Source organism: Streptomyces sp. NA02950 (genome assembly GCF_013364155.1).
Classification (GTDB): domain Bacteria; phylum Actinomycetota; class Actinomycetes; order Streptomycetales; family Streptomycetaceae; genus Streptomyces.
The window spans coordinates 761,791-779,243 of sequence record NZ_CP054916.1 but is presented as its reverse complement, the minus strand read 5'-3'; the positions used below and the strand labels follow the sequence as shown (position 1 = coordinate 779,243).

21 protein-coding genes and 2 pseudogenes are annotated in these 17,453 nt (G+C 70.5%); 12 read left to right on the top strand and 11 right to left on the bottom strand.

Features of this window, described 5'->3' with window-relative positions; translation table 11 throughout:
- Positions 1-9: 9 nt before the first annotated feature.
- The 5 genes from HUT19_RS03155 to HUT19_RS03135 all read left to right on the top strand — a co-directional run bounded on the left by HUT19_RS03155 (position 10) and on the right by HUT19_RS03135 (position 5,616).
- A complete protein-coding gene (locus HUT19_RS03155; protein WP_176178951.1) occupies positions 10-885 on the top strand; it encodes an NAD(P)-dependent oxidoreductase in 876 nt (291 codons plus the stop codon).
- Positions 886-1,203: 318 nt separating this feature from the next.
- Positions 1,204-1,653, top strand: coding sequence for a PTS glucose transporter subunit IIA (locus tag HUT19_RS03150; RefSeq protein ID WP_176178950.1), 450 nt, complete (start codon positions 1,204-1,206; stop codon positions 1,651-1,653).
- A 77-nt stretch (positions 1,654-1,730) separates the two neighbouring features.
- Positions 1,731-3,407: a phosphoenolpyruvate--protein phosphotransferase gene (gene ptsP / locus HUT19_RS03145; protein ID WP_176178949.1), complete on the top strand. Its 1,677-nt coding sequence runs from the start codon at positions 1,731-1,733 to the stop codon at positions 3,405-3,407.
- 57 nt (positions 3,408-3,464) lie between these two features.
- Entirely contained in the window at positions 3,465-4,559 is a 1,095-nt protein-coding gene (locus HUT19_RS03140) for an SIS domain-containing protein (RefSeq protein ID WP_176178948.1), read from the top strand.
- A gap of 91 nt (positions 4,560-4,650) precedes the next feature.
- Positions 4,651-5,616, top strand: a complete 966-nt coding sequence (locus tag HUT19_RS03135; protein WP_176178947.1) for an LLM class F420-dependent oxidoreductase — start codon at positions 4,651-4,653, stop codon at positions 5,614-5,616.
- Between the two features lie 7 nt (positions 5,617-5,623).
- Here the strand turns inward: HUT19_RS03135 and HUT19_RS03130 are convergent, their stop codons facing one another.
- Positions 5,624-6,271, bottom strand: coding sequence for a diguanylate cyclase (locus HUT19_RS03130; protein WP_254885410.1), 648 nt, complete (start codon positions 6,269-6,271; stop codon positions 5,624-5,626).
- 87 nt (positions 6,272-6,358) lie between these two features.
- On the opposite strand from HUT19_RS03130, the gene HUT19_RS03125 reads away from it, so the two are divergent.
- The 4 genes from HUT19_RS03125 (at position 6,359) to HUT19_RS03110 (ending at position 8,719) form a co-directional block, all read left to right on the top strand.
- Positions 6,359-6,931: a hemerythrin domain-containing protein gene (locus tag HUT19_RS03125; RefSeq protein ID WP_368661679.1), complete on the top strand. Its 573-nt coding sequence runs from the start codon at positions 6,359-6,361 to the stop codon at positions 6,929-6,931.
- A 154-nt stretch (positions 6,932-7,085) separates the two neighbouring features.
- The gene (locus HUT19_RS03120; RefSeq protein WP_176178945.1) at positions 7,086-7,793 is read left to right on the top strand and encodes a GAF and ANTAR domain-containing protein; all 708 of its coding nucleotides are present in this window, start codon (positions 7,086-7,088) and stop codon (positions 7,791-7,793) included.
- 58 nt (positions 7,794-7,851) lie between these two features.
- Positions 7,852-8,025 carry a hypothetical protein gene (locus HUT19_RS03115; protein WP_176178944.1) on the top strand — a complete coding sequence of 58 codons (174 nt, stop codon included), beginning with the start codon at positions 7,852-7,854 and terminating at the stop codon, positions 8,023-8,025.
- Between the two features lie 7 nt (positions 8,026-8,032).
- The gene (locus tag HUT19_RS03110; RefSeq protein ID WP_176178943.1) at positions 8,033-8,719 is read left to right on the top strand and encodes an MOSC domain-containing protein; all 687 of its coding nucleotides are present in this window, start codon (positions 8,033-8,035) and stop codon (positions 8,717-8,719) included.
- A 61-nt stretch (positions 8,720-8,780) separates the two neighbouring features.
- Here HUT19_RS03110 and HUT19_RS03105 read toward each other — a convergent pair whose 3' ends face one another.
- A complete protein-coding gene (locus HUT19_RS03105; RefSeq protein WP_254885375.1) occupies positions 8,781-10,589 on the bottom strand; it encodes a thiamine pyrophosphate-requiring protein in 1,809 nt (602 codons plus the stop codon).
- 297 nt (positions 10,590-10,886) lie between these two features.
- Between HUT19_RS03105 and HUT19_RS03100 the strand changes: the two genes are divergently transcribed.
- On the top strand, positions 10,887-11,216 hold the full coding sequence (locus HUT19_RS03100; RefSeq protein ID WP_176178942.1) for a plasmid stabilization protein: 330 nt from the start codon (positions 10,887-10,889) through the stop codon (positions 11,214-11,216).
- A gap of 37 nt (positions 11,217-11,253) precedes the next feature.
- Here HUT19_RS03100 and HUT19_RS03095 read toward each other — a convergent pair whose 3' ends face one another.
- Positions 11,254-11,499: a DUF6480 family protein gene (locus HUT19_RS03095; RefSeq protein WP_176178941.1), complete on the bottom strand. Its 246-nt coding sequence runs from the start codon at positions 11,497-11,499 to the stop codon at positions 11,254-11,256.
- A gap of 139 nt (positions 11,500-11,638) precedes the next feature.
- Between HUT19_RS03095 and HUT19_RS03090 the strand changes: the two genes are divergently transcribed.
- The gene (locus HUT19_RS03090) at positions 11,639-12,157 is read left to right on the top strand and encodes a DUF6328 family protein (RefSeq protein ID WP_176178940.1); all 519 of its coding nucleotides are present in this window, start codon (positions 11,639-11,641) and stop codon (positions 12,155-12,157) included.
- Positions 12,158-12,278: 121 nt separating this feature from the next.
- Here the strand turns inward: HUT19_RS03090 and HUT19_RS03085 are convergent, their stop codons facing one another.
- Positions 12,279-13,103 (bottom strand): VOC family protein, encoded by an 825-nt coding sequence (locus tag HUT19_RS03085; RefSeq protein ID WP_368661678.1) that lies wholly within the window; start codon positions 13,101-13,103, stop codon positions 12,279-12,281.
- A gap of 97 nt (positions 13,104-13,200) precedes the next feature.
- Positions 13,201-13,374 (bottom strand): CsbD family protein, encoded by a 174-nt coding sequence (locus HUT19_RS03080; RefSeq protein WP_176178939.1) that lies wholly within the window; start codon positions 13,372-13,374, stop codon positions 13,201-13,203.
- Between the two features lie 280 nt (positions 13,375-13,654).
- Between HUT19_RS03080 and HUT19_RS03075 the strand changes: the two are divergent.
- Positions 13,655-14,429: pseudogene (locus HUT19_RS03075) on the top strand (hypothetical protein).
- 31 nt (positions 14,430-14,460) lie between these two features.
- On the opposite strand, the gene HUT19_RS03070 reads toward HUT19_RS03075, so the two are convergent.
- The 6 genes and pseudogenes from HUT19_RS03070 to HUT19_RS03045 all read right to left on the bottom strand — a co-directional run bounded on the left by HUT19_RS03070 (position 14,461) and on the right by HUT19_RS03045 (position 17,452).
- The gene (locus HUT19_RS03070) at positions 14,461-15,501 is read right to left on the bottom strand and encodes an iron-containing redox enzyme family protein (RefSeq protein ID WP_176186415.1); all 1,041 of its coding nucleotides are present in this window, start codon (positions 15,499-15,501) and stop codon (positions 14,461-14,463) included.
- A 99-nt stretch (positions 15,502-15,600) separates the two neighbouring features.
- Positions 15,601-15,768 (bottom strand): annotated as a pseudogene (locus HUT19_RS42750) (CDGSH iron-sulfur domain-containing protein); the annotation flags it as partial.
- 29 nt (positions 15,769-15,797) lie between these two features.
- On the bottom strand, positions 15,798-16,169 hold the full coding sequence (locus tag HUT19_RS03060) for a gas vesicle protein K (RefSeq protein ID WP_254885409.1): 372 nt from the start codon (positions 16,167-16,169) through the stop codon (positions 15,798-15,800).
- Positions 16,159-16,347 (bottom strand): gas vesicle protein, encoded by a 189-nt coding sequence (locus HUT19_RS03055; RefSeq protein ID WP_176178938.1) that lies wholly within the window; start codon positions 16,345-16,347, stop codon positions 16,159-16,161. Before HUT19_RS03055 ends, HUT19_RS03060 begins: the two co-directional genes overlap by 11 nt.
- The gene (locus HUT19_RS03050; RefSeq protein WP_176178937.1) at positions 16,344-17,135 is read right to left on the bottom strand and encodes a GvpL/GvpF family gas vesicle protein; all 792 of its coding nucleotides are present in this window, start codon (positions 17,133-17,135) and stop codon (positions 16,344-16,346) included. Before HUT19_RS03050 ends, HUT19_RS03055 begins: the two co-directional genes overlap by 4 nt.
- Entirely contained in the window at positions 17,132-17,452 is a 321-nt protein-coding gene (locus HUT19_RS03045) for a gas vesicle protein (RefSeq protein WP_176186411.1), read from the bottom strand. Before HUT19_RS03045 ends, HUT19_RS03050 begins: the two co-directional genes overlap by 4 nt.
- Between the last annotated feature and the right edge of the window lies 1 nt (position 17,453).

The window sequence follows — 17,453 nt, the reverse complement described above, 5'->3', positions numbered from 1 at the left end:
GTCCACATCATGACAACGGACAACGACGTCCAGGTGAGCGTTCTCGGACTGGGCGCGATGGGCAGCGCCCTCGCGGGTGCCCTGGTGAAGGCCGGATATTCCACCACCGTCTGGAACCGCACCTCCGGCAAGGCGGACGACCTCGTGGCCCAGGGCGGGAGGTCCGCCGCCACGGCCCGTGACGCGGTCCGGGCCGGCCAACTGGTGATCGCGTGTCTGCTGGACCACGCGTCGGTCCATGAGGTGCTCGATCCGCTCTCCGGCGACCTGGCCGGACGCACCCTGATCAACGTCACGACCACCACACCGGAGCAGTCACGGAACATGGCCGCCTGGGCCGCGGACGCCGGGGTGGCCTACCTGGACGGCGGCATCATGGCCGTACCGCACATGATCGGCCGGCCCGGGGCGTCGGTCCTCTACAGCGGATCGGCCGATGTGTTCCAGCGGTACACGTCACTGCTCGAACTCTGGGGAACCAGCACCTACTTCGGTGCGGACGCCGGACTGGCTTCCCTCTACGACCTCGCCCTGCTGGCGGGCATGTACGTCATGTTCGCCGGATTTCTGCACGGAGCCGCCATGGTCGCACCGGCCGGTGTGACAGCGGGGGAGTTCGCCGCCATGGCCGCGCCGTGGCTGACCGCCATGACCGGCGGCTTCGAGGGGTTCGCGGCCGTCATCGACGGCGGCGACTACACCGTCGAAGGGCAGCAGAGCCTGGAGTTCTCCAGCCTCGATCACCTCGTGGCCGCCACCGCCGAGCAGGGCATCAGCACCGAGGTGGTCGCCATGGTCCAGGGACTGATTCAACGGCAGATCGACGCGGGCCACGGTGCGGAGGGCTTCGCCCGCATCATCGAGAGCATCAAGCAGCCGGTCTGAGGACCGCTCGGCATTCAGATATCGACACAAAAGCCGCACAGGACTGGACCAATTTTGTGTGACGCCACAAAGATGCAGGTCAGGTGGGTGTTCCTTGGCTGGGGCAGGTGCGGAAATCACCGCCCGGCGGTTCCCTGTGCGGTGGCCTCCGTGCTAGAACTGGTCTACACCACTGAGCGGCGCAGGCCATGCGTCCGCTGTACCCCCATGGACCAGGTCGCGGCACGGCTCCGCGGGCTGTGCCGTACCGATCCCATCGCAGCATCACCGCGCCGGACATGGCCGTCGGTGCCTGCCGCGTTGTTCAGGAGGGCCATCGTGACCAGTGTGACGTCACCGCTTGCCGGGCGCGCCGTCGGCTTGGCGGCAGTGCCGGACCCCGTCTTCTCGGCGGCGATGGTCGGTCCGGGCACCGCCATCGATCCGGTCAGGGAGCCGCAGGAGGCGGTCGCGCCCGTCGACGGTGTTGTGCTGTCCCTGCATCACCACGCCTTCGTGGTGGTCGACGCCGAAGGACACGGCGTGCTCACCCATCTCGGCATCGACACGGTGCAGTTGGGCGGCGATGGCTTCGAACTCCTCGTCGGCAAGGGCGACACCGTGGTCCGCGGCCAGGGCGTGGTGCGCTGGAACCCGGCGGCCGTCGAGGCCGCGGGCAAGTCCCCGGTGTCCCCGGTGGTGGCGCTCGAGGCTGCGGCCGCCTCCCTTTCCGGTGTCCGCGCCGACGGCGAGGTGACGTCCGGCGACAGTCTCTTCCTCTGGGCGTGACGCCACGGCCGTCGTAGGGCGGCGCGCAGGAGCACCAGACCCGCGGCGCGGACGCCGCACTACCGGAGACGGGTGAGATGGGAACAACGCTGCGAGGTGTCGGGGTGAGCCACGGGGTGGCGATCGGCGAGGTACGCCGTATGGGCACGGCGGTGCTGGAACCCCCGGCCGCGCGGATCGCCGAGGGGGAGGCACCCCGCGAGCAGGGCCGGGCGCGACAGGCGGTCGAGGCCGTGTCCGCCGATCTGATCGCGCGCGGCAATCTCGCGGGCGGCGAGGCGCAGGCCGTGCTCGAGGCGCAGGCCATGATGGCGCGGGATCCGGAGCTGATGGCCGACGTCGACCGTCGGATCGTCGCCGGAAGCACGGCCGGGCGCGCGGTCTACGACGCGTTCGCGGCGTACCGGGCGCTGCTGGCCGGGGCCGGGGAGTATCTGGCGGGGCGGGTGGCCGATCTCGACGATGTGCGGAACCGGATCGTGGCGCGGCTGTTGGGTGTGCCGATGCCGGGGGTGCCGGACAGCGATGAGCCGTATGTGCTGATCGCGCGGGATCTGGCCCCCGCGGACACCGCGCTGCTCGACCCGACGCTGGTGCTGGGTTTTGTCACCGAGGAGGGCGGCCCGACCAGCCACAGCGCGATCCTCGCGCGTGCCCTGGGCGTTCCGGCCGTCGTGGCGCTGCCGGAAGCCGCCGGGCTCGCCGACGGCGTTGACGTCGCGGTGGACGGCAGCACCGGTGAGGTGGTGGTCGGGCCGAGCGCGGACGAGCGCGCCGAACTGGAGCGGGCGGCGGCGGAGCGTACCGCGGCACTCGCGTCGGTGTCCGGTCCGGGTGCGACGTCGGACGGGCACAAGGTGCCGCTGCTGGCGAACGTGGGCGGTCCGGCCGATGTTCCGGCCGCGGTCGAGGCGGGCGCCGAAGGCGTCGGCCTGTTCCGCACCGAGTTCCTCTTCCTCGACGACAGCACCAAAGCACCCTCGGAGGAGAAGCAGACCGAGGCATACCGCCAGGTCCTCGAGGCATTCCCCGAAGGCCGGGTGGTCGTACGCGTCCTGGACGCCGGCGCCGACAAACCGCTGGACTTCCTCACCCCCGCCGATGAACCCAACCCCGCACTCGGCGTACGCGGCCTGCGCACCCTGCTGGACCACCCCGACATCCTGCGCACCCAGCTCACCGCCCTGGCCAAGGCAGCCGAAGGCCTCCCCGTCTACCTCGAGGTGATGGCCCCCATGGTGGCCGACCGACTCGACGCCAGGGCCTTCGCCGACGCCTGCCGGGAAGCCGGACTCCAGGCCAAGTTCGGCGCGATGGTCGAGATCCCCTCCGCCGCACTGCGGGCACGCTCCCTCCTCCAGGAAGTCGAATTCCTCTCCCTGGGCACCAACGACCTCGCCCAGTACACCTTCGCCGCCGACCGCCAGGTCGGCGCCGTCTCACGACTCCAGGACCCCTGGCAACCCGCACTGCTCGACCTCGTCGCCGCCTCCGCCGAAGCCGCCCAGGCCGAAGGCAAAAGCTGCGGCGTCTGCGGCGAAGCCGCCTCCGACCCCCTCCTCGCCTGCGTACTCACCGGCCTCGGCGTCACCAGCCTCTCCATGGGCGCCCCAGCCATCCCCTACGTGCGAGCCACGCTGGCCACCGCCACCCTGGAGCAGTGCCGGCGCGCCGCGGCGGCCGCCCGGGCCGCGGACACGGCCGCCGAGGCACGACAGGCCGCGCAGGCGGTGCTGTCGGGTGAAGGCGAGTAGACGACGGGCGAACGCGAGGAGAAACCGCCGCAACCACACCACCAGGAGAGCCACCCCATGACCACCCCGCGTCCGCCCCGGCCCGACGCCCAGCCCGACGCCCGGCCCGAGACCCGACCGGGCCGGACCATGGCCCGTGAAATGGCCCAGCAGCCCGAGGTGTTGCGCCGCATCCTCCACGAGGGCGCCCCGAGGATCCGTCAGATCGCGGATGCCATCGCCGCGCGCGATCCGCGCTTCGTCCTGCTGACCGCCCGCGGCACCTCCGACAACGCCGCGCTCTACGCGAAGTACCTGATCGAGGTCCTGCTGGGCAAGCCCGCCGGACTGACCTCGATGTCCACCACGACCGCGTACGGGGCCCGTCCGGACCTGACCGATGTGCTGGTCATCACCGTGAGCCAGTCGGGCGGCTCGCCCGACCTGGTGGCCTCCACCCGCACCGCACGGGAGGCCGGTGCGATCACCCTGGCCATCACCAACAACGCGGGCTCCCCGCTCGCCGGGGTCTCCGAGTTCCACTTCGACGTGCTGGCCGGACCGGAGAAGGCGCTGCCCGCCACCAAGACCTACACCGCGGAACTGCTGGCGCTCTTCCTGTTCGTCGAGGGACTGCGCGGTGGCGACGGCTCCGCGGCCAAGGCGCTCCCGGAGCTGGCCGAGCGGATCCTCGCGCGGCAGCCGGAGGTCACGACCCTGGCGGCGCGTTACCGTTTCGCCGAGCGGCTGGTGCTCACCTCACGCGGCTACGGCTACCCGACCGCTAAGGAAGCGGCGCTGAAGCTGATGGAGACCAGCTACATCCCCGCGCTGTCCTTCTCCGGCGCGGATCTGCTGCACGGCCCGCTGGCGATGGTCGACAACGTCTCACCGGTGATCGCGATCGTCCCCGAGGGAAGGGGTGGCGAGGCGCTCCAGCCGGTGCTGGACCGACTGCGCGGCCGGGGCGCCGACCTGGTCGTCATCGGCGGCGAGCGCCAGGTGCGGCAGGCGTCCGCGGGCTTCGTCCTGCCGACGGCCGACGTGGCCGAGGAGGTCCAGCCGATCCTGGAGATCATTCCGCTCCAGCTGCTGGCCTACGAGATCACCATCGCCCGCGGCCAGGACCCGGACGCGCCGCGCGCACTGGCGAAGGTGACGGAAACCCGCTGACGCACACCGCCGACGGCGCCCGGGGCGCTGTGCCCGGGGCGCCGGCGGTTTCCCCCGGTTTCCCTCGAGCCGGCACGGTAACCCGCCCGGCATGGCGCGATTCGGATACACCATGATGACCGAGCAGGCCGGTCCCCGTGACCTCGTGGAGCATGTGGTGCGGGCCGAGGAGGTCGGCTTCGACTTCTCCGTCACCTCCGACCACTACTCGCCGTGGCTGGCTTCGCAGGGACACTCCCCGTACGCGTGGAGTGTCCTGGGGGCGGCAGCACAGGCCACCTCGCACATCCCGCTGATGACGTACGTGACCTGCCCGACGACCCGCTACCACCCCGCCCTCGTCGCCCAGAAGGCGGCCACCGTGCAGCTGCTGGCGGAGGGACGCTTCCGGCTCGGCCTGGGATCCGGCGAGAACCTCAATGAGCACATCGTCGGCGGTGGCTGGCCCAGCGCCGACATCCGGCAGGACATGCTCGCCGAGGCGGTCACGATCATCCGCAGGCTCTTCGAGGGCGGTTACGTCAACCACCGGGGTGACCACTTCGACGTCGAGTCGGCCAAGCTCTGGGACCTCCCCGACGACCCGCCGCCGATCGGTCTGGCGGTCTCCGGCGAGCAGTCGTGCCGTTTGGCGGGAGAGCTCGCCGATCTGCTGATCGCCACGGAACCCGACTCCCGGCTGCTGACCGCCTTCGACCGCCACGGCGGCGCGGGCAAGCCCCGTATCGGACAGCTGCCGGTCTGCTTCGACCGGAACCGTGACGCGGCGGTCAAGCGGGCGCACGAGCAGTTCCGCTGGTTCGGCGGGGGCTGGAAGGTGAACGCCGAGCTGCCCGGCCCGACCTCGTTCGAGGCCGCCACCTCCTTCGTCCGGCCCGAGGACGTCGCCGAGTCCATTCCGTGCGGTGACGACATCGCGTCGTTCGTCGAAGCCGTACGGGCCTATGTGGACGCGGGCTTCACCGACGTGGCCCTGGTCCAGGTCGGTGGCACCGACCAGCTCCCCTTCCTGGACTGGGCCCGGAAGGATCTGCTGCCCGCGCTGCGTGCGTTGTGAGGGGCGGTCACCCCGCCGCCCGCACCCTGCCCGCCCTGACACAGCGCATCATCTCCTCGGCGTACGGCAGGGCCACGCAGACCCCGATGCCCAGCCCGATCCCCGCCAGATAGCGGGCGGGGAGCGGGTTCTCCTTGGGCAGCAGCTTCCAGTCCTCGGGCTTCTCGCCGCCGTGCAGGACACCGCTGACCTGGTCCCAGTGCAGACAGGAGGTGAATGCCAGCGCCGACAGCGGCAGGACCTCCAGGAAGCTGTGGATGTGCTGTTCCAGTGGCCGGATCTCGCGTTCGCCGGTGGCCAGGCTGACGTCCCACAGGGCGGTGGCGCCGTGAACGACGGCGGCCCCTCCCATGACCGAGAGCACCAGAGGGTTGATCCGCGCCAGCAGACCCATCGCGACCGGGATCCCGGCTTCGGTCATCATCAGTGCGTGCAGCGCTGATTCGCGTGTGCCGGAGGTGTGCTCGATACGGGTGCGGCGGTGCATCATCCAGTCCGCCACGGCCGGTACGAACCACAGCGGCAGCACCCCGTACATCAGAAACCGCCGGTTGGTGGTCTCGACATCCACCGGGTTCCGCCGCACGCGCAGGTCGCGCGGGCGCCTCCAGCGCCGCCAGGCACGGGCCACCGGGCTACGACGAGAGAGAGTCATGGCACCTCCAGGATGTGACTGTGGCGCCACCGGGTTCCCTCGGTAGGCGGGGAGGAAACGGGCGTCGCGCTCCCCACCCCGGTACCCATGCTCCGTCGGTGCGGTCCCCACCGCCACCCGGCCACGTCCATGCTCCGGCCACCACGGGACACGCGGCGGCCGGCCTCCCGGCCTCCATGGCCCCGGCCGGTGCGAACGTGTCTCACCCCGATGGCGGTGCCGTCGGCCACGGGCGAGCTAGTGCGGCACTCAGTAGCCGAGGAACAGCATCTCTGTCCGGCGGTGCGCGAACACCTCGAGGGTGGCGACGCCCTGGCCGACCGGGAGAGCGCCGAACACGGCCGTATCGAACAGCTCCTCAAGGACCTGGAGGGCCGTGCCCCCGACGACCTGCACTTCGACCGGCTGATGGTGAAGCTGAGGACCGAGGTGAGGGCGCACGTGGACGACGAGGAGAACCATGTGTTCATCCAGCTCCGCACGGGCGTCCACCCCTTCGTCCTCGAAAGCCTGGGGACAAAGATCCGAGAGGCGAAGAAGTCCGCTCCCACCCGCCCGCACCCCTCACTACCGAGTACTCCACAACCCAACAAGCTGCTCGCTCCGGGACTGGGTCTGGTGGATCGGGCCCGGGACTACCTCACCGGTCGTGGCAGGTGACATCGCTCTGTTTCTTCGCCGCTCCGCCGATGCCCGGTCGACCCTGGCTGAACGGCTGGTTCAGGACGCCGGTGATCTCGCGTCACGCACCGCGTGTGGAAGGCTGATACCCGCTGCGAACGGTGGCGGAGGAGACCAGAGCGGAAGAGGTGCCATGGGAGAGCAGCGCAGTTGGGAAGAGCTTGCGGTGGCGGTGGCGGAGATGTCGCGGACGCTGCTGGCGCAGAGCTCGGTGCAGAGCACTCTCGATGAGATCGTCCGGCATGCGGTAAACCTGGTCGAGGGGTGTGAGAACGCGGGCGTGCTGGTGCTGGAGAACCGGGAGCGCGTACGGACGCTGGCGGCCAGCAGCGATCTGGTGCACAGCTCCGACCAGGCTCAGCAGGACGCGGGGGAGGGCCCTTGTTTCGACGCGGCCCGCACGCTGCAGGAGGCGTACCGCATCGAGGACCTGACCCGGGATGAACCGCGCTGGCCCCGCTATGCCCCTCGTGCCCGGGAGTTGGGGATCGGCAGCATGATGGGCTTCCTGCTGTTCACGGAGGAGGGCACGCTGGGGGCGCTGGACCTGTACTCCTCGCGGCCTGGCGTGTTCACCACCCGCTGCGAGAACACCGGCTGGATCCTCGCTTCCCACGCGGCGGTCGCCCTCTCCAGCGCGCGCAGCACCGCCCAGCTGCACACCGCGATGGAGACCCGCAACGAGATCGGAGAGGCGCTCGGCATCGTCATGGAACGGTTCAAGGTCTCGGAGGACCAGGCGTTCGAGGTGCTGAAGAAGAGCTCCCAGGACCAGAACATCAAGCTCCGGGAGGTCGCCCGCCTCATCGTCACCACCGGCCGGATCCCCGGAGCGCGGTAGCCGCCCGGGGAGGGTATCCACCCCGGGGTGTTTTGCGGTCGGCGGGGAGAGGGAACCCGTGAAGCTCCACCGGTGGATCCGGGTGCTCGACAGCCGCGAGTGGATCTGCCGACTCAACGAGAGGAACGGTGAACTCACTGTGACCCCCAGCGTCGGTGCCCAAGCCGATATCGCCCGCGCCCTCCCCGACTCCGACGTCGGAGGACTCCGCCGAGTCCTCTCCACCGAATGACGCCACCATGAAGATCCTCAGTGTGAACGTCGGGTCGGCCAAGCCCGTGGCCTTCACCGACGCTCCTTCCGGTATGACGGGCATCGACAAGCAGCCGGTCGAAGGGCCGGTCCGGGTGAGCCCGCCGGGCCGCCCGGGGGTCGGAGCGAGCGGTGTGGCCGGGGACGCGGTGTGCGACCTGCGCTCCCACGGCGGCGACGACCGGGCCGTCTACGCCTTCGCGCGCGAGGACCTGGACGGCTGGGAGGACGAACTGGGGCGCCCGCTGGCCAACGGTGCTTTCGGCGAGAACCTCACCACCCTCGGCATCGACTTGCGCGAAGCGCTGGTCGGCGAACGCTGGCACATAGGCCCCGAGGTCGTGCTGGAGGTGACCGGCGGCCGTATCCCCTGCCGCACCTTCGCGGGTTGGCTCGGAGAGAAAGGCTGGCTGCGGCGCTTCACTCGAAAGGCCGCCTCCGGGGCCATGCTGCGCGTCATCGAAGCGGGCGAGATCGGTGTCGGCGATCCGATCGAAGTCATCCACCGGCCGGCCCACGACGTGACCGTCTCCCGGCTGTTCCGCGCGGTGACCACGGAGCGCGAATCGCTGCCCAGCGTGCTGGTGGCGGCCCCATGGATGGAACGGGAGCAGTTGGAGATCGCCCGTTCCTACACGGCGAAGTACGGGAGGCGGTCCGGCGGGGGCGGGTGAGCGGGGTGCAGACGACGCCCCAGCGCGCCCCGGCGCGGTGGAGCTCCGGGCGAGCGGGTCGTCAGTCCTTCCGTTCCTGGCGGTGGCTTTTGCCGGGGAGGAATTCCTGGATCTTGGCTTTGACGCCTTGCCGGACCATGTCCGTGCGGTCGGTGTCGCCTTGGATGATGGCTGAGGCGGCGGCTTCGATCTGGTCGAGGGTGGCGTGTGGGGGGATGGGGGGCACGGCGGGGTCGGTGCGGAAGTCGATGACGAAGGGGCGGTCGGCGCCGAGGGCTTTGTGCCAGGCGGACTCCACTGCCTCCGGTGTCTCCACCCGCACGCCCTCCAGACCGATGGAGCGGGCGAAGTCGGCGTAGGGGACGTCGGGCAGGGCCTGGGAGGGCAGGAACTGTGGAGCGCCGGACATCGCGCGCATTTCCCAGGTGACCTGGTTGAGGTCCTGGTTGTTGAGGACCGCGACGATCAGGCGGGGGTCTTGCCACTGGTTCCAGTATTTGGCGGCGGTGATGAGTTCGGCCATGCCGTTCATCTGCATGGCCCCGTCGCCCACGAGTGCCAGCGCGGGCCGGTCGGGGTGGGCGAATTTGGCCCCGATGACGTAGGGCACGCCCGGTCCCATGGTGGCGAGTGTTCCGGAGAGCGATCCGCGCATGGTTGCGCGGATACGGAGGTGGCGTGCGTACCAGTTCGCGGCGGAGCCGGAGTCGGCGGCCAGGATCACATCGTGGGGGAGCAGGGCGTCGAGTGTGTGGACGACGTATTCGGGGTTGATCGGATCGGCGTCCACGGCGGCGCGTCGTTCCATGACCTTCCACCAGCGGGCGGTGTTCTTCTCGATCTTCTTGCGCCAGGATCCGTGCTTTTTGCGCTTGAGTTTGGGGAGCAGGGCTTTGAGGGTTTCGCGGGCGTCGCCGACGAGGTTGACTTCGAAGGGGTAGCGCAGGCCGAGCATGAAGGGGTCGATGTCGATCTGTACGGCCCGGGCCTGGTCGAGTTCGGGCAGGAACTGGGTGTAGGGGAAGCTGGAGCCGATGACGAGCAGGGTGTCGCAGTCCTGCATCATTTCGTAGGAGGGGCGGGTGCCCAGCAGGCCGATGGCGCCGGTGACGTGGGGCAGGTCATCGGGGTATGCGTCCTTGCCCAGGAGTGCTTTGGCCACTCCGGCGCCGAGGACGTCGGCGAGTTCTTCGACTTGGGGCCGTGCTCCGCGTGCGCCCTGGCCGATGAGGAGGGCCACTTTCTCTCCGGCGTTGAGCACTGCGGCGGCGCGGTCGAGGTCGGTGGTGTCGGGGACGGGGGCGTAGGAGGACACGCCGAGGCTGGAGGGCACCATTTTGAAGGCGTGTGTCGGTGGTGAGTAGGTGAGTTCTTGTACGTCGGCGGGGACGATGACGGCGGTGACGGTGCGTTTGGCGTGGGCGGTGCGCATGGCCCGGTCGATGACGTTGGGGAGTTGTTGGGGGACGGTGACCATTTCGCAGAAGTCGGCGGCGACGTCCTTGTAGAGGCTCAGCAGGTCGACTTCCTGCTGGTAGGAGCCGCCCATGGCGCTGCGGTTGGTCTGGCCCACGATCGCCACGACTGGTACGTGGTCGAGTTTGGCGTCGTACAGGCCGTTGAGCAGGTGGATGGCGCCGGGTCCGGAGGTTGCCGCGCAGACGCCGACGCGGCCGGAGAACTTGGCGTAGCCGACGGCTTCGAAGGCGGACATCTCCTCGTGCCGGGACTGGATGAACTGTGGTGTGTTGCCGGCCCGGCCCCAGGCGGCGAGCAGACCGTTGATGCCATCGCCCGCGTAGGCGAAGACATGCTCCACCCCCCACTCGCGCAGGCGCTGGAGGATGTAGTCGGATACTTTCAGCGACACAGGTTCTTCCTCTCGTCAAGGCATGCGGGGGAGGGCGGGGCCGGTACCAAGATCTACACATGCCCCCGGGCTCGGACACCGCGCAACGCGCACGTCCCGGGTTTCCCAGGAATCCTGGTCCCAGTCATGCCATCGCAGGACGAGCGGCGCGGGCACGGGCCTGCGCGCCCCGGTTGCCCCTTTCGCTTACCGGAGCGTTCCTCCTCGGCGAACCCGTCCTAAGGTTGAAGACGGAGTTGGCAGTCGTGCCGCCAGGTGGAGGACGGCGGCACCCGGACGTGGAAGAGGGGATGCACGATGCCTGCTGGATCCGGGCCCAAGCGGGAACGGCAGTACGAGCACATCAAGAAGGGCCAGGAAGAGCGCGGTACTCCCACCCCCCGGGCCAAGGAGATCGCCGCCCGCACCGTCAACAAGGAACGTGCCCGTACGGGCGAGGCCAAGACCGCCGGCAAGACCTCCGTCCGTGACCCGAAATCCGCCCCGGAGCGGGGCGGGAAGCGCTCCCACAGCGGTGCGAAGGGCCCCACCCGTGACCAGCTGTACAACGAGGCGAAGCAGCGGGGTATCGAGGGCCGTTCCCATATGAACAAGGAGCAGCTGGCCAAGGCGCTCGGCCGCCGCTGACGCGACGGTCGCCGCCCTGTCGCGGCGTCCCGGCTCGTCACACCGTGATCGCGTAGGCGACGCAGAAAGCGACGAAGAACGCCACCAGCACCAGGATGACGATGACGGGGCCCGTGCTCCAGCCCTTCGTCGGGTTGTACGTCTCCTGCGGGCCCGCGTCAGGTGTACTCCCCTCCGCGGGGGGAGTCTCGCCCGGGGGCACACCTCCTCCTGGCTCGAGTCCAGGAGTGCGGTAGGGATCCGGATCGGGGATCCTCTCCGGTTCAGGCTTCTTCTTGGTCATACTCACCATTTTCCCTCTTTGTCGGCACTGCTGATCGCTCGACCGGCCACCGCACGGGGGCACCGGCGTGCCGGGCCCGGATCGCGGTTTCACCATCCGGCCGCGCCGGGAAGACGCGGACGGAGAAGGAGGGCTGCCGATGCGGAACGACGACCACCGGCCCACGACCGGCCGCAGCGAGTCAGCGGAGGAGCGGGCCGACCGCAAGTGGGCGGAGCTGCTGCAAGAGGTGAGGGTGACCCAGACCGGTGTGCAGATCCTCTTCGCGTTCCTGCTCACGGTCGCCTTCACACCGCGCTTCACGGACCTGGGCAGCGCGGACCGGGCCATCTATGTCGTGACGGTTCTCCTGGGCGCTGCGGCGACCGGGGCACTGATCGCCCCGGTCTCCCTGCACCGGATCGTCGCCGGGCGCCGTCTCAAGCCGGAGACGGTGGCCTGGGCGTCCCGTTTCACACTGGCCGGGCTCGTGCTGCTCCTCTGCACCGTGACGTCGGCGCTGCTGCTGATCCTTCGCGTCGTGGTGTCCGACGGAACGGCCTTCTGGCTGGTGGCCGCGGCACTGCTGTGGTTCGCCATCTGCTGGTTCGTCCCCGCCGTCTGGCTGCGCCGCCACTCGCGCACGAGCCGCCCGTCGGCACGGAACCGCTCACGCTAGGGCCTCGGCGAGACGCACCGTCTCCTGGGTGTCCTTCCTCCTCCCCGGACAGCTGGCAGGCTCCGGGTGCCCTACGGCCTATCTGGGCAAACGCCATACCGACACCGGTGCCGTATGCCGGTCATCCGGCGGTCACGCCGAACCGGCCGCCGATGGGGTCACGAAGGGCCGCCTCGCGTCCGGTGCCGGAGGAGGAGGACGCGGCCGGGGCGACGTCCACGGTGCCGCCTGCCGCGCGGGCAGCGGCCACCGCCGCATCCACATCGGCCACGTGGAAGTGCACGCACCACCGGGGCCGCACCCGAGGGTCGGGCGCCGCTTCCACCGCGCCACCGCGGATGGCGGCGGCCTTGCGGCCCGCCTGCCACACGACCACCTCCTCGTCCTCGTACTCCACCGAGCAGGTGCTGCCCTCCGTGGTCCAGCCGAAGACCTCGCCGTAGAACAACGCGGCGGCGAAGGCGTCGCGGGTGCGCAGCTCCAGCCAGGCGGGCGAGCTGTCCCGGCCCGGCGGCCAGCCGGGGAACACCGCGTCCTCCCAGAAGCCGAAGACCGCCCCGTGCGGGTCCGAGGCCAGTGCGACCCGGCCCGTACCGAAGGGCAGCGGACCGACCCCGACCGTTCCACCGCGCTCGTGAATCCGCGCCGCGATGGCATCCGCGCCACCGGTGGCGAAGAACGGTGTCCAGTGGGCGGCGGCACGCAGTCCGGACGCCGCCTCCCCGACGCTGGCCACGGGGTCCCCACCGCTCAGGGCAACCCGGAATCCCCCGCCCGCTTCACTGGGGCGCCATGTCCATCCGAGGACAGCGCCGTAGAACTCCTGCGTCGTGCGCAGGTCGGGGGTGGTGAGATCGACCCAGCAGGGTGAGCACGGCCGGCCGTCGCCGCCAGACGCCATCGCACCGACCTCCGCCTCCGCGAGCTCCGCCGTTCCGGCCATCATCGGTGGGACCCGTGTATCCGCACCTCTTCCGCGACGAGGCTCCGAGGCCCTTGCTCCGGGCCCCTACACGGCTCGGGGCGGTGGGCCGAACGCCGGCTCAGTGCCGGAAGACATCCTTGATCTTCTCTCCCACCTGCTTCGCGCCGCCCTTGGCCTGGTGGCCGTGGCCCTCGCTCCGGAGCCGGCGGTTTCCGGTGGCCCGCCCGATCACCTTCTGGGCCTGACCCTTGAGTTCCTCGGCCTTGTGGGCCATCTTCTTCCCGACGTTCATGGGTGGCTGCCTCCCGTCGTGATCCGCTGCGTTGCTCGTCCGTCGCGGCGCCGACCCGAATCAGGCGTCGTGCGCGCTGCCCGAACACCTCGCCGCGGCCACGGCGGCTCGGGGGTTGCCGGGCCCTGGTGGTCGCGCGGTGAGGCTGCGTCGCACCCCTTCCATGGAAATCCTGGATCACATCGGTGTCAACGCCAGTTGCGCCGCACGGGTCCCGCCGCTCGGCCCCGTCGGGGGCCGTCAGCCGTTTCCCGTACCCGGCGGTGGGCACCCGTGGCGGATGGATCACAACGCGGCTCCCGTCCTGGGGGCACTGGCCCGCTACCACGAGCGCGGGTCCCTCCCCTTCACACCACCCGGTCACAACCAGTCCCGGGCCATCGATCCGGAGGTCCGCGAAGTCCTGGGCGACCAGGTGTTCCGAGCCGATGTCCTCGCGTTCGGAGGCCTTGATGACCGGCTGAAATCGGGGCGCGGGGTGGAGCGGGCGGAGGACCTGATGGCGGACGCGGTCCGCGCCGCGCAGACCTTCTTCTCCACCTGCGGCAGCCGGTCGTCATCGACCTGACCAGCCTGGCCATCAGCGGCCACCGGGCGGCCGACTGGCTCCGGGAACACCATCACGTCGACGCCCACCTGGCCGACCACCGGCGGATCAGCACCCAGCTGACCCACGCCGACGACAGCACGACAACCTGCGCGTTGTTGGCGGCGCTGCGCGACCTCGCCCGCAATGCCCCGGAACTGCGCCCCGCACCGGAAGTGGCCGTGCCCAGCCCGGCCGAGTTGCGGATGGAACAGACCCGCCTCCCGCGGGACGCGCGCTTCGGCACCGTCGAGGACGTACCCCTGGAGCGCGCGGCGGGCCGGGTGGCCGCGGAGATGATCTCGCCGTACCCGCCGGTATCCCGGCCGTGCCGCCCGGTGAGTCGCTGAAGCAGCCGGTCCTGGACTACCTGCGCACGGGGGTGGAAGCGGGGATGAACCTGCCGGACGCGTCCGATCCCGGACTGCGCACCGTGCGGGTCCTGGTGGAGGGGACCCACGCCGACTGAGAGGGAGCCACCGACCGGGACGGGCCCGGGGTCAGGCGCGTGATGGCGCCGTACGGAGGCGCAGCGGGGCCCGCAGTGCGCTGCGGCCGTCCCGCCACGCTCCCAGAAGACACGCGCCCAGCCGGTCTTCGAGGAAACCCGTGGCTTCGATGCCGAACGCCACGTCCGGCGCCAACCCGGGCTCGTCCCGCAGCAGGCCGCCGATCACATCTCGGCGTACGACCTGCTCGTGCACCGCGTCCGCCTCGACGTGTTCGTCGTAGTACCGCTCCGCGGCGGGGCCCGCCCCGTTGCGTCGCATCGCCTGGGCAAGCCGCCGGGACGCGGGGGAGGAGGTGACTTCCACCGCGGCGAAGTGGCCGACCAACGCGCCGCGCAGCGCCCGGTGCAGCCCCAGCAGCGACATCAGATTGACCGTGGCGAACACCTCCGCCGGTGCGCAGTCCACGTAATGGCCGTACGCGGTCTCCAGACCCAGATCGTCCATCAGATCGGCGAACAGCCGGGAATGGATGTCCTCGGCGCGGCCGCCACCGAATTCGTCGAACTCCACGGCCACCATTCCGGCCTTCGCGCGGCCACGGAGCCGCGGAATGACCCAGGCGTGCGGGTCGGCCTCCTTGAGGTGGTACAGCGACCGCAGCGCCGCGTACTCCCGCAACTGCCACAACCGCCCTCGGCGTTGCAGATAGCGGCTGACGCTGCTGCCGCTGTCCCCGGCGGGCTCGGTGAGCAGCGACTCCATGGCCTCTTCCGGGCCGCTCGCGCGGACATCCGCGCGCAGGGCGCGGAGGAAGGACTCCTCCAGGGAACGGCGCAGCGACAACAGGGCGGGATCCCATTCCAGGCTGTCGTCCACCGTGCGAAAACCCTGGTAGTGGAGCTCGTACAACAGGTACAGGGCGAGCTGGGCATCCTCGCCGTAGGGGTTCGCACGCTTCGCCTGCTCACCCGTGGGAAGGGCGCCCGCCCCCGTCCGGAGCCACGGCACGAGGGCCGCCGACACAGGGCCGCGTGGCGGTGGCAGCTCCGGGCCCTGAGCCGGCGCACCGGGTTCCGGGACGGCCGTCATCCGTCCCTCACCTTCCCGTCGGCCTTCCCCTTCCCGTCCCCGCACGAGCCGGGGGTGGCAGCCCCCTCCGGTCCGTGGTGTCCGGGCGCGGTGGCTGGTGTCGCACCAGGGGGGGATACCGCTGCGGTGGCAGGTGCAGATCGTGGCGGCGAACCGGCGGGAGACGACGGTGCCGCTCTCGTCGACCACCTCCACCGGGCCCTCGACCACCAGCGGGCCATCGGGATCGACGGTGATGCGACGGGGGCGTTCAAAGGCGTTGGGCATGGATGACCACCAGCTCTTCTCTGTCGGCGCTAGTCACGGGGCAGGAGGGGGCCCAGCGGGCCGAGGTCGAGGTTCAGGTCCTCTTCGGTCAGGCCGAAGCGCTCGCGCAGTTCGGTCATGTTCTCCTCCAGCGCCATCAGGGTCAGCCCCAGCTTCTCGATCTGCTCGTCGCTGAGACCGCCCTGGTCGATTCGGCGCAGCGCCTGCCGCTCCATCAGCTGGCGCAGCAGCTCCACGATGGTGAGCACCAGCCCGGCCAGACTCTGGCGCACCGACTCCTCGTCCACCTCGACCCGCCGGGACACATGACGTTCGCCGTCCGCTGCCGAAGGGCCGGGCCGGGCGGGGCGGCCGGTGAGGTCGGGACGGTCGTCCGGGGCGGGGGTGCGGTCAGTGGCCATCGTCGTCGTCCTGGTTCTCCGCCCGTACCGAGGCGATCAGCGCGCGCAGGGAGATCCGCACCAGGTCCACATCGGCGATGGTCAGGGTGATCTCCCCGGCGATCACCACGCCTCCGGCCAGTACCCGGTCCAGGAGGTCCACCAGCGCCACTTCCCGGCGCTCGACCGCGTGTGTCATGGCGACCCCTCCGGCGGTGCGGTGAACGAGTACGGCGGCCACGGGCCGCTGAGCTCCAGGCTGATGTCCGGGTAGCGCTCCCGGAGGGCGCCCACGGTGGCGGTGAACCCGTCCGTGGCGGTGTCGGGCACCAGATACGAGTTGTTGAGCACCATCCACCCCTCGTAGGCGGCCAGCGCCGTGTCCTGCGGTGGATGCGCGGCCGTCGCCACCGCCAGCGCGGCGAGTGCCGTGTGGATCTCCGCCGCCCGTTCGGTGGCGCGGTCCTGCGCGGTCTCGCGCTCCTGCCGCTGGGCGCGGCGGCGCATCAGATAGGCGGTTCCGGGCCGGTCGCCACCGCCCGTGGGCTCGGCCGGACCGGGTACGAAGGCACGGGGGTCGGCATACGCCTTGACCCCCCATTCGGTCCGGCCGGTCACCCGGGAGAGGGTGTCCGTGAGGTCTTCCCGGCGCTCCTCGAGCATGGCCCGGACACGCTCGTCGTCGTGGTAGAGCGTGGCGAAGCGCAGCGGGACCACCTGCCCATGGCGCGCCGCCTCGTTGATCACGTAGTGGTGTGCCCGGGCAGCCCGCTCCAGCCACCGCAGATCCTCCAGGTGGTCGCGCAACGCCTCCTCGTCGAAGTCGCTGAGCGGTACGGAGCCGACGACGGCCGCCAGTCCCGAGCCCACGACCAGGCGCACCGGTTCACCCGCCACACCGGCCACACCGGTGAGCGCCTTCGGCGGGCCGCCGTCAGCCGGCGCGGTGGTCACCGCGTAGAGCCAGGTGGCCTGGGGCCCGTTCACCGTTCGTCCTCCTGGTCCGTATCGCGGCCGGATTCCAGTTCGCCGACGCGCCGCCGCAGTCGTTCGTTCTCCTCCAGGACGTCCCGGGCACCGGAGGAGAGGGTCGGGTCGTGCTCCCACCAGTCGATGCCCATCTCCTTGGCCCGGTCCACGGACGCGACCAGCAGCCGGATCTTGATCGTCAGCAGTTCGATGTCCAGCAGATTGATCTGGATGTCCCCGGCGATGACGATGCCCTTGTCCAGCACCCGTTCCAGGATGTCGGCGAGGCTGGACGGCTCGGTGCCGCGGCGGACCGGTTCACGCGAGCTCTCCATG

Bases quoted from the DNA above. Each gene is read 5' to 3' on its own strand.
- HUT19_RS03135 (WP_176178947.1), top strand. From the start codon at position 4,651: ATGGCGCGATTCGGATACACCATGATGACCGAGCAGGCCGGTCCCCGT.
- HUT19_RS03155 (WP_176178951.1), top strand. From the start codon at position 10: ATGACAACGGACAACGACGTCCAGGTGAGCGTTCTCGGACTGGGCGCG.
- HUT19_RS03090 (WP_176178940.1), top strand. From the start codon at position 11,639: ATGCGGAACGACGACCACCGGCCCACGACCGGCCGCAGCGAGTCAGCG.
- HUT19_RS03110 (WP_176178943.1), top strand. From the start codon at position 8,033: ATGAAGATCCTCAGTGTGAACGTCGGGTCGGCCAAGCCCGTGGCCTTC.
- ptsP (WP_176178949.1), top strand. From the start codon at position 1,731: ATGGGAACAACGCTGCGAGGTGTCGGGGTGAGCCACGGGGTGGCGATC.
- HUT19_RS03055 (WP_176178938.1), bottom strand. From the start codon at position 16,347: ATGACACACGCGGTCGAGCGCCGGGAAGTGGCGCTGGTGGACCTCCTG.
- HUT19_RS03080 (WP_176178939.1), bottom strand. From the start codon at position 13,374: ATGAACGTCGGGAAGAAGATGGCCCACAAGGCCGAGGAACTCAAGGGT.
- HUT19_RS03095 (WP_176178941.1), bottom strand. From the start codon at position 11,499: ATGACCAAGAAGAAGCCTGAACCGGAGAGGATCCCCGATCCGGATCCC.
- HUT19_RS03140 (WP_176178948.1), top strand. From the start codon at position 3,465: ATGACCACCCCGCGTCCGCCCCGGCCCGACGCCCAGCCCGACGCCCGG.
- HUT19_RS03130 (WP_254885410.1), bottom strand. From the start codon at position 6,271: ATGACTCTCTCTCGTCGTAGCCCGGTGGCCCGTGCCTGGCGGCGCTGG.
- HUT19_RS03125 (WP_368661679.1), top strand. From the start codon at position 6,359: ATGCTCCGTCGGTGCGGTCCCCACCGCCACCCGGCCACGTCCATGCTC.
- HUT19_RS03085 (WP_368661678.1), bottom strand. From the start codon at position 13,103: ATGATGGCCGGAACGGCGGAGCTCGCGGAGGCGGAGGTCGGTGCGATG.
- HUT19_RS03060 (WP_254885409.1), bottom strand. From the start codon at position 16,169: ATGGCCACTGACCGCACCCCCGCCCCGGACGACCGTCCCGACCTCACC.
- HUT19_RS03070 (WP_176186415.1), bottom strand. From the start codon at position 15,501: ATGACGGCCGTCCCGGAACCCGGTGCGCCGGCTCAGGGCCCGGAGCTG.
- HUT19_RS03100 (WP_176178942.1), top strand. From the start codon at position 10,887: ATGCCTGCTGGATCCGGGCCCAAGCGGGAACGGCAGTACGAGCACATC.
- HUT19_RS03045 (WP_176186411.1), bottom strand. From the start codon at position 17,452: ATGGAGAGCTCGCGTGAACCGGTCCGCCGCGGCACCGAGCCGTCCAGC.
- HUT19_RS03120 (WP_176178945.1), top strand. From the start codon at position 7,086: ATGGGAGAGCAGCGCAGTTGGGAAGAGCTTGCGGTGGCGGTGGCGGAG.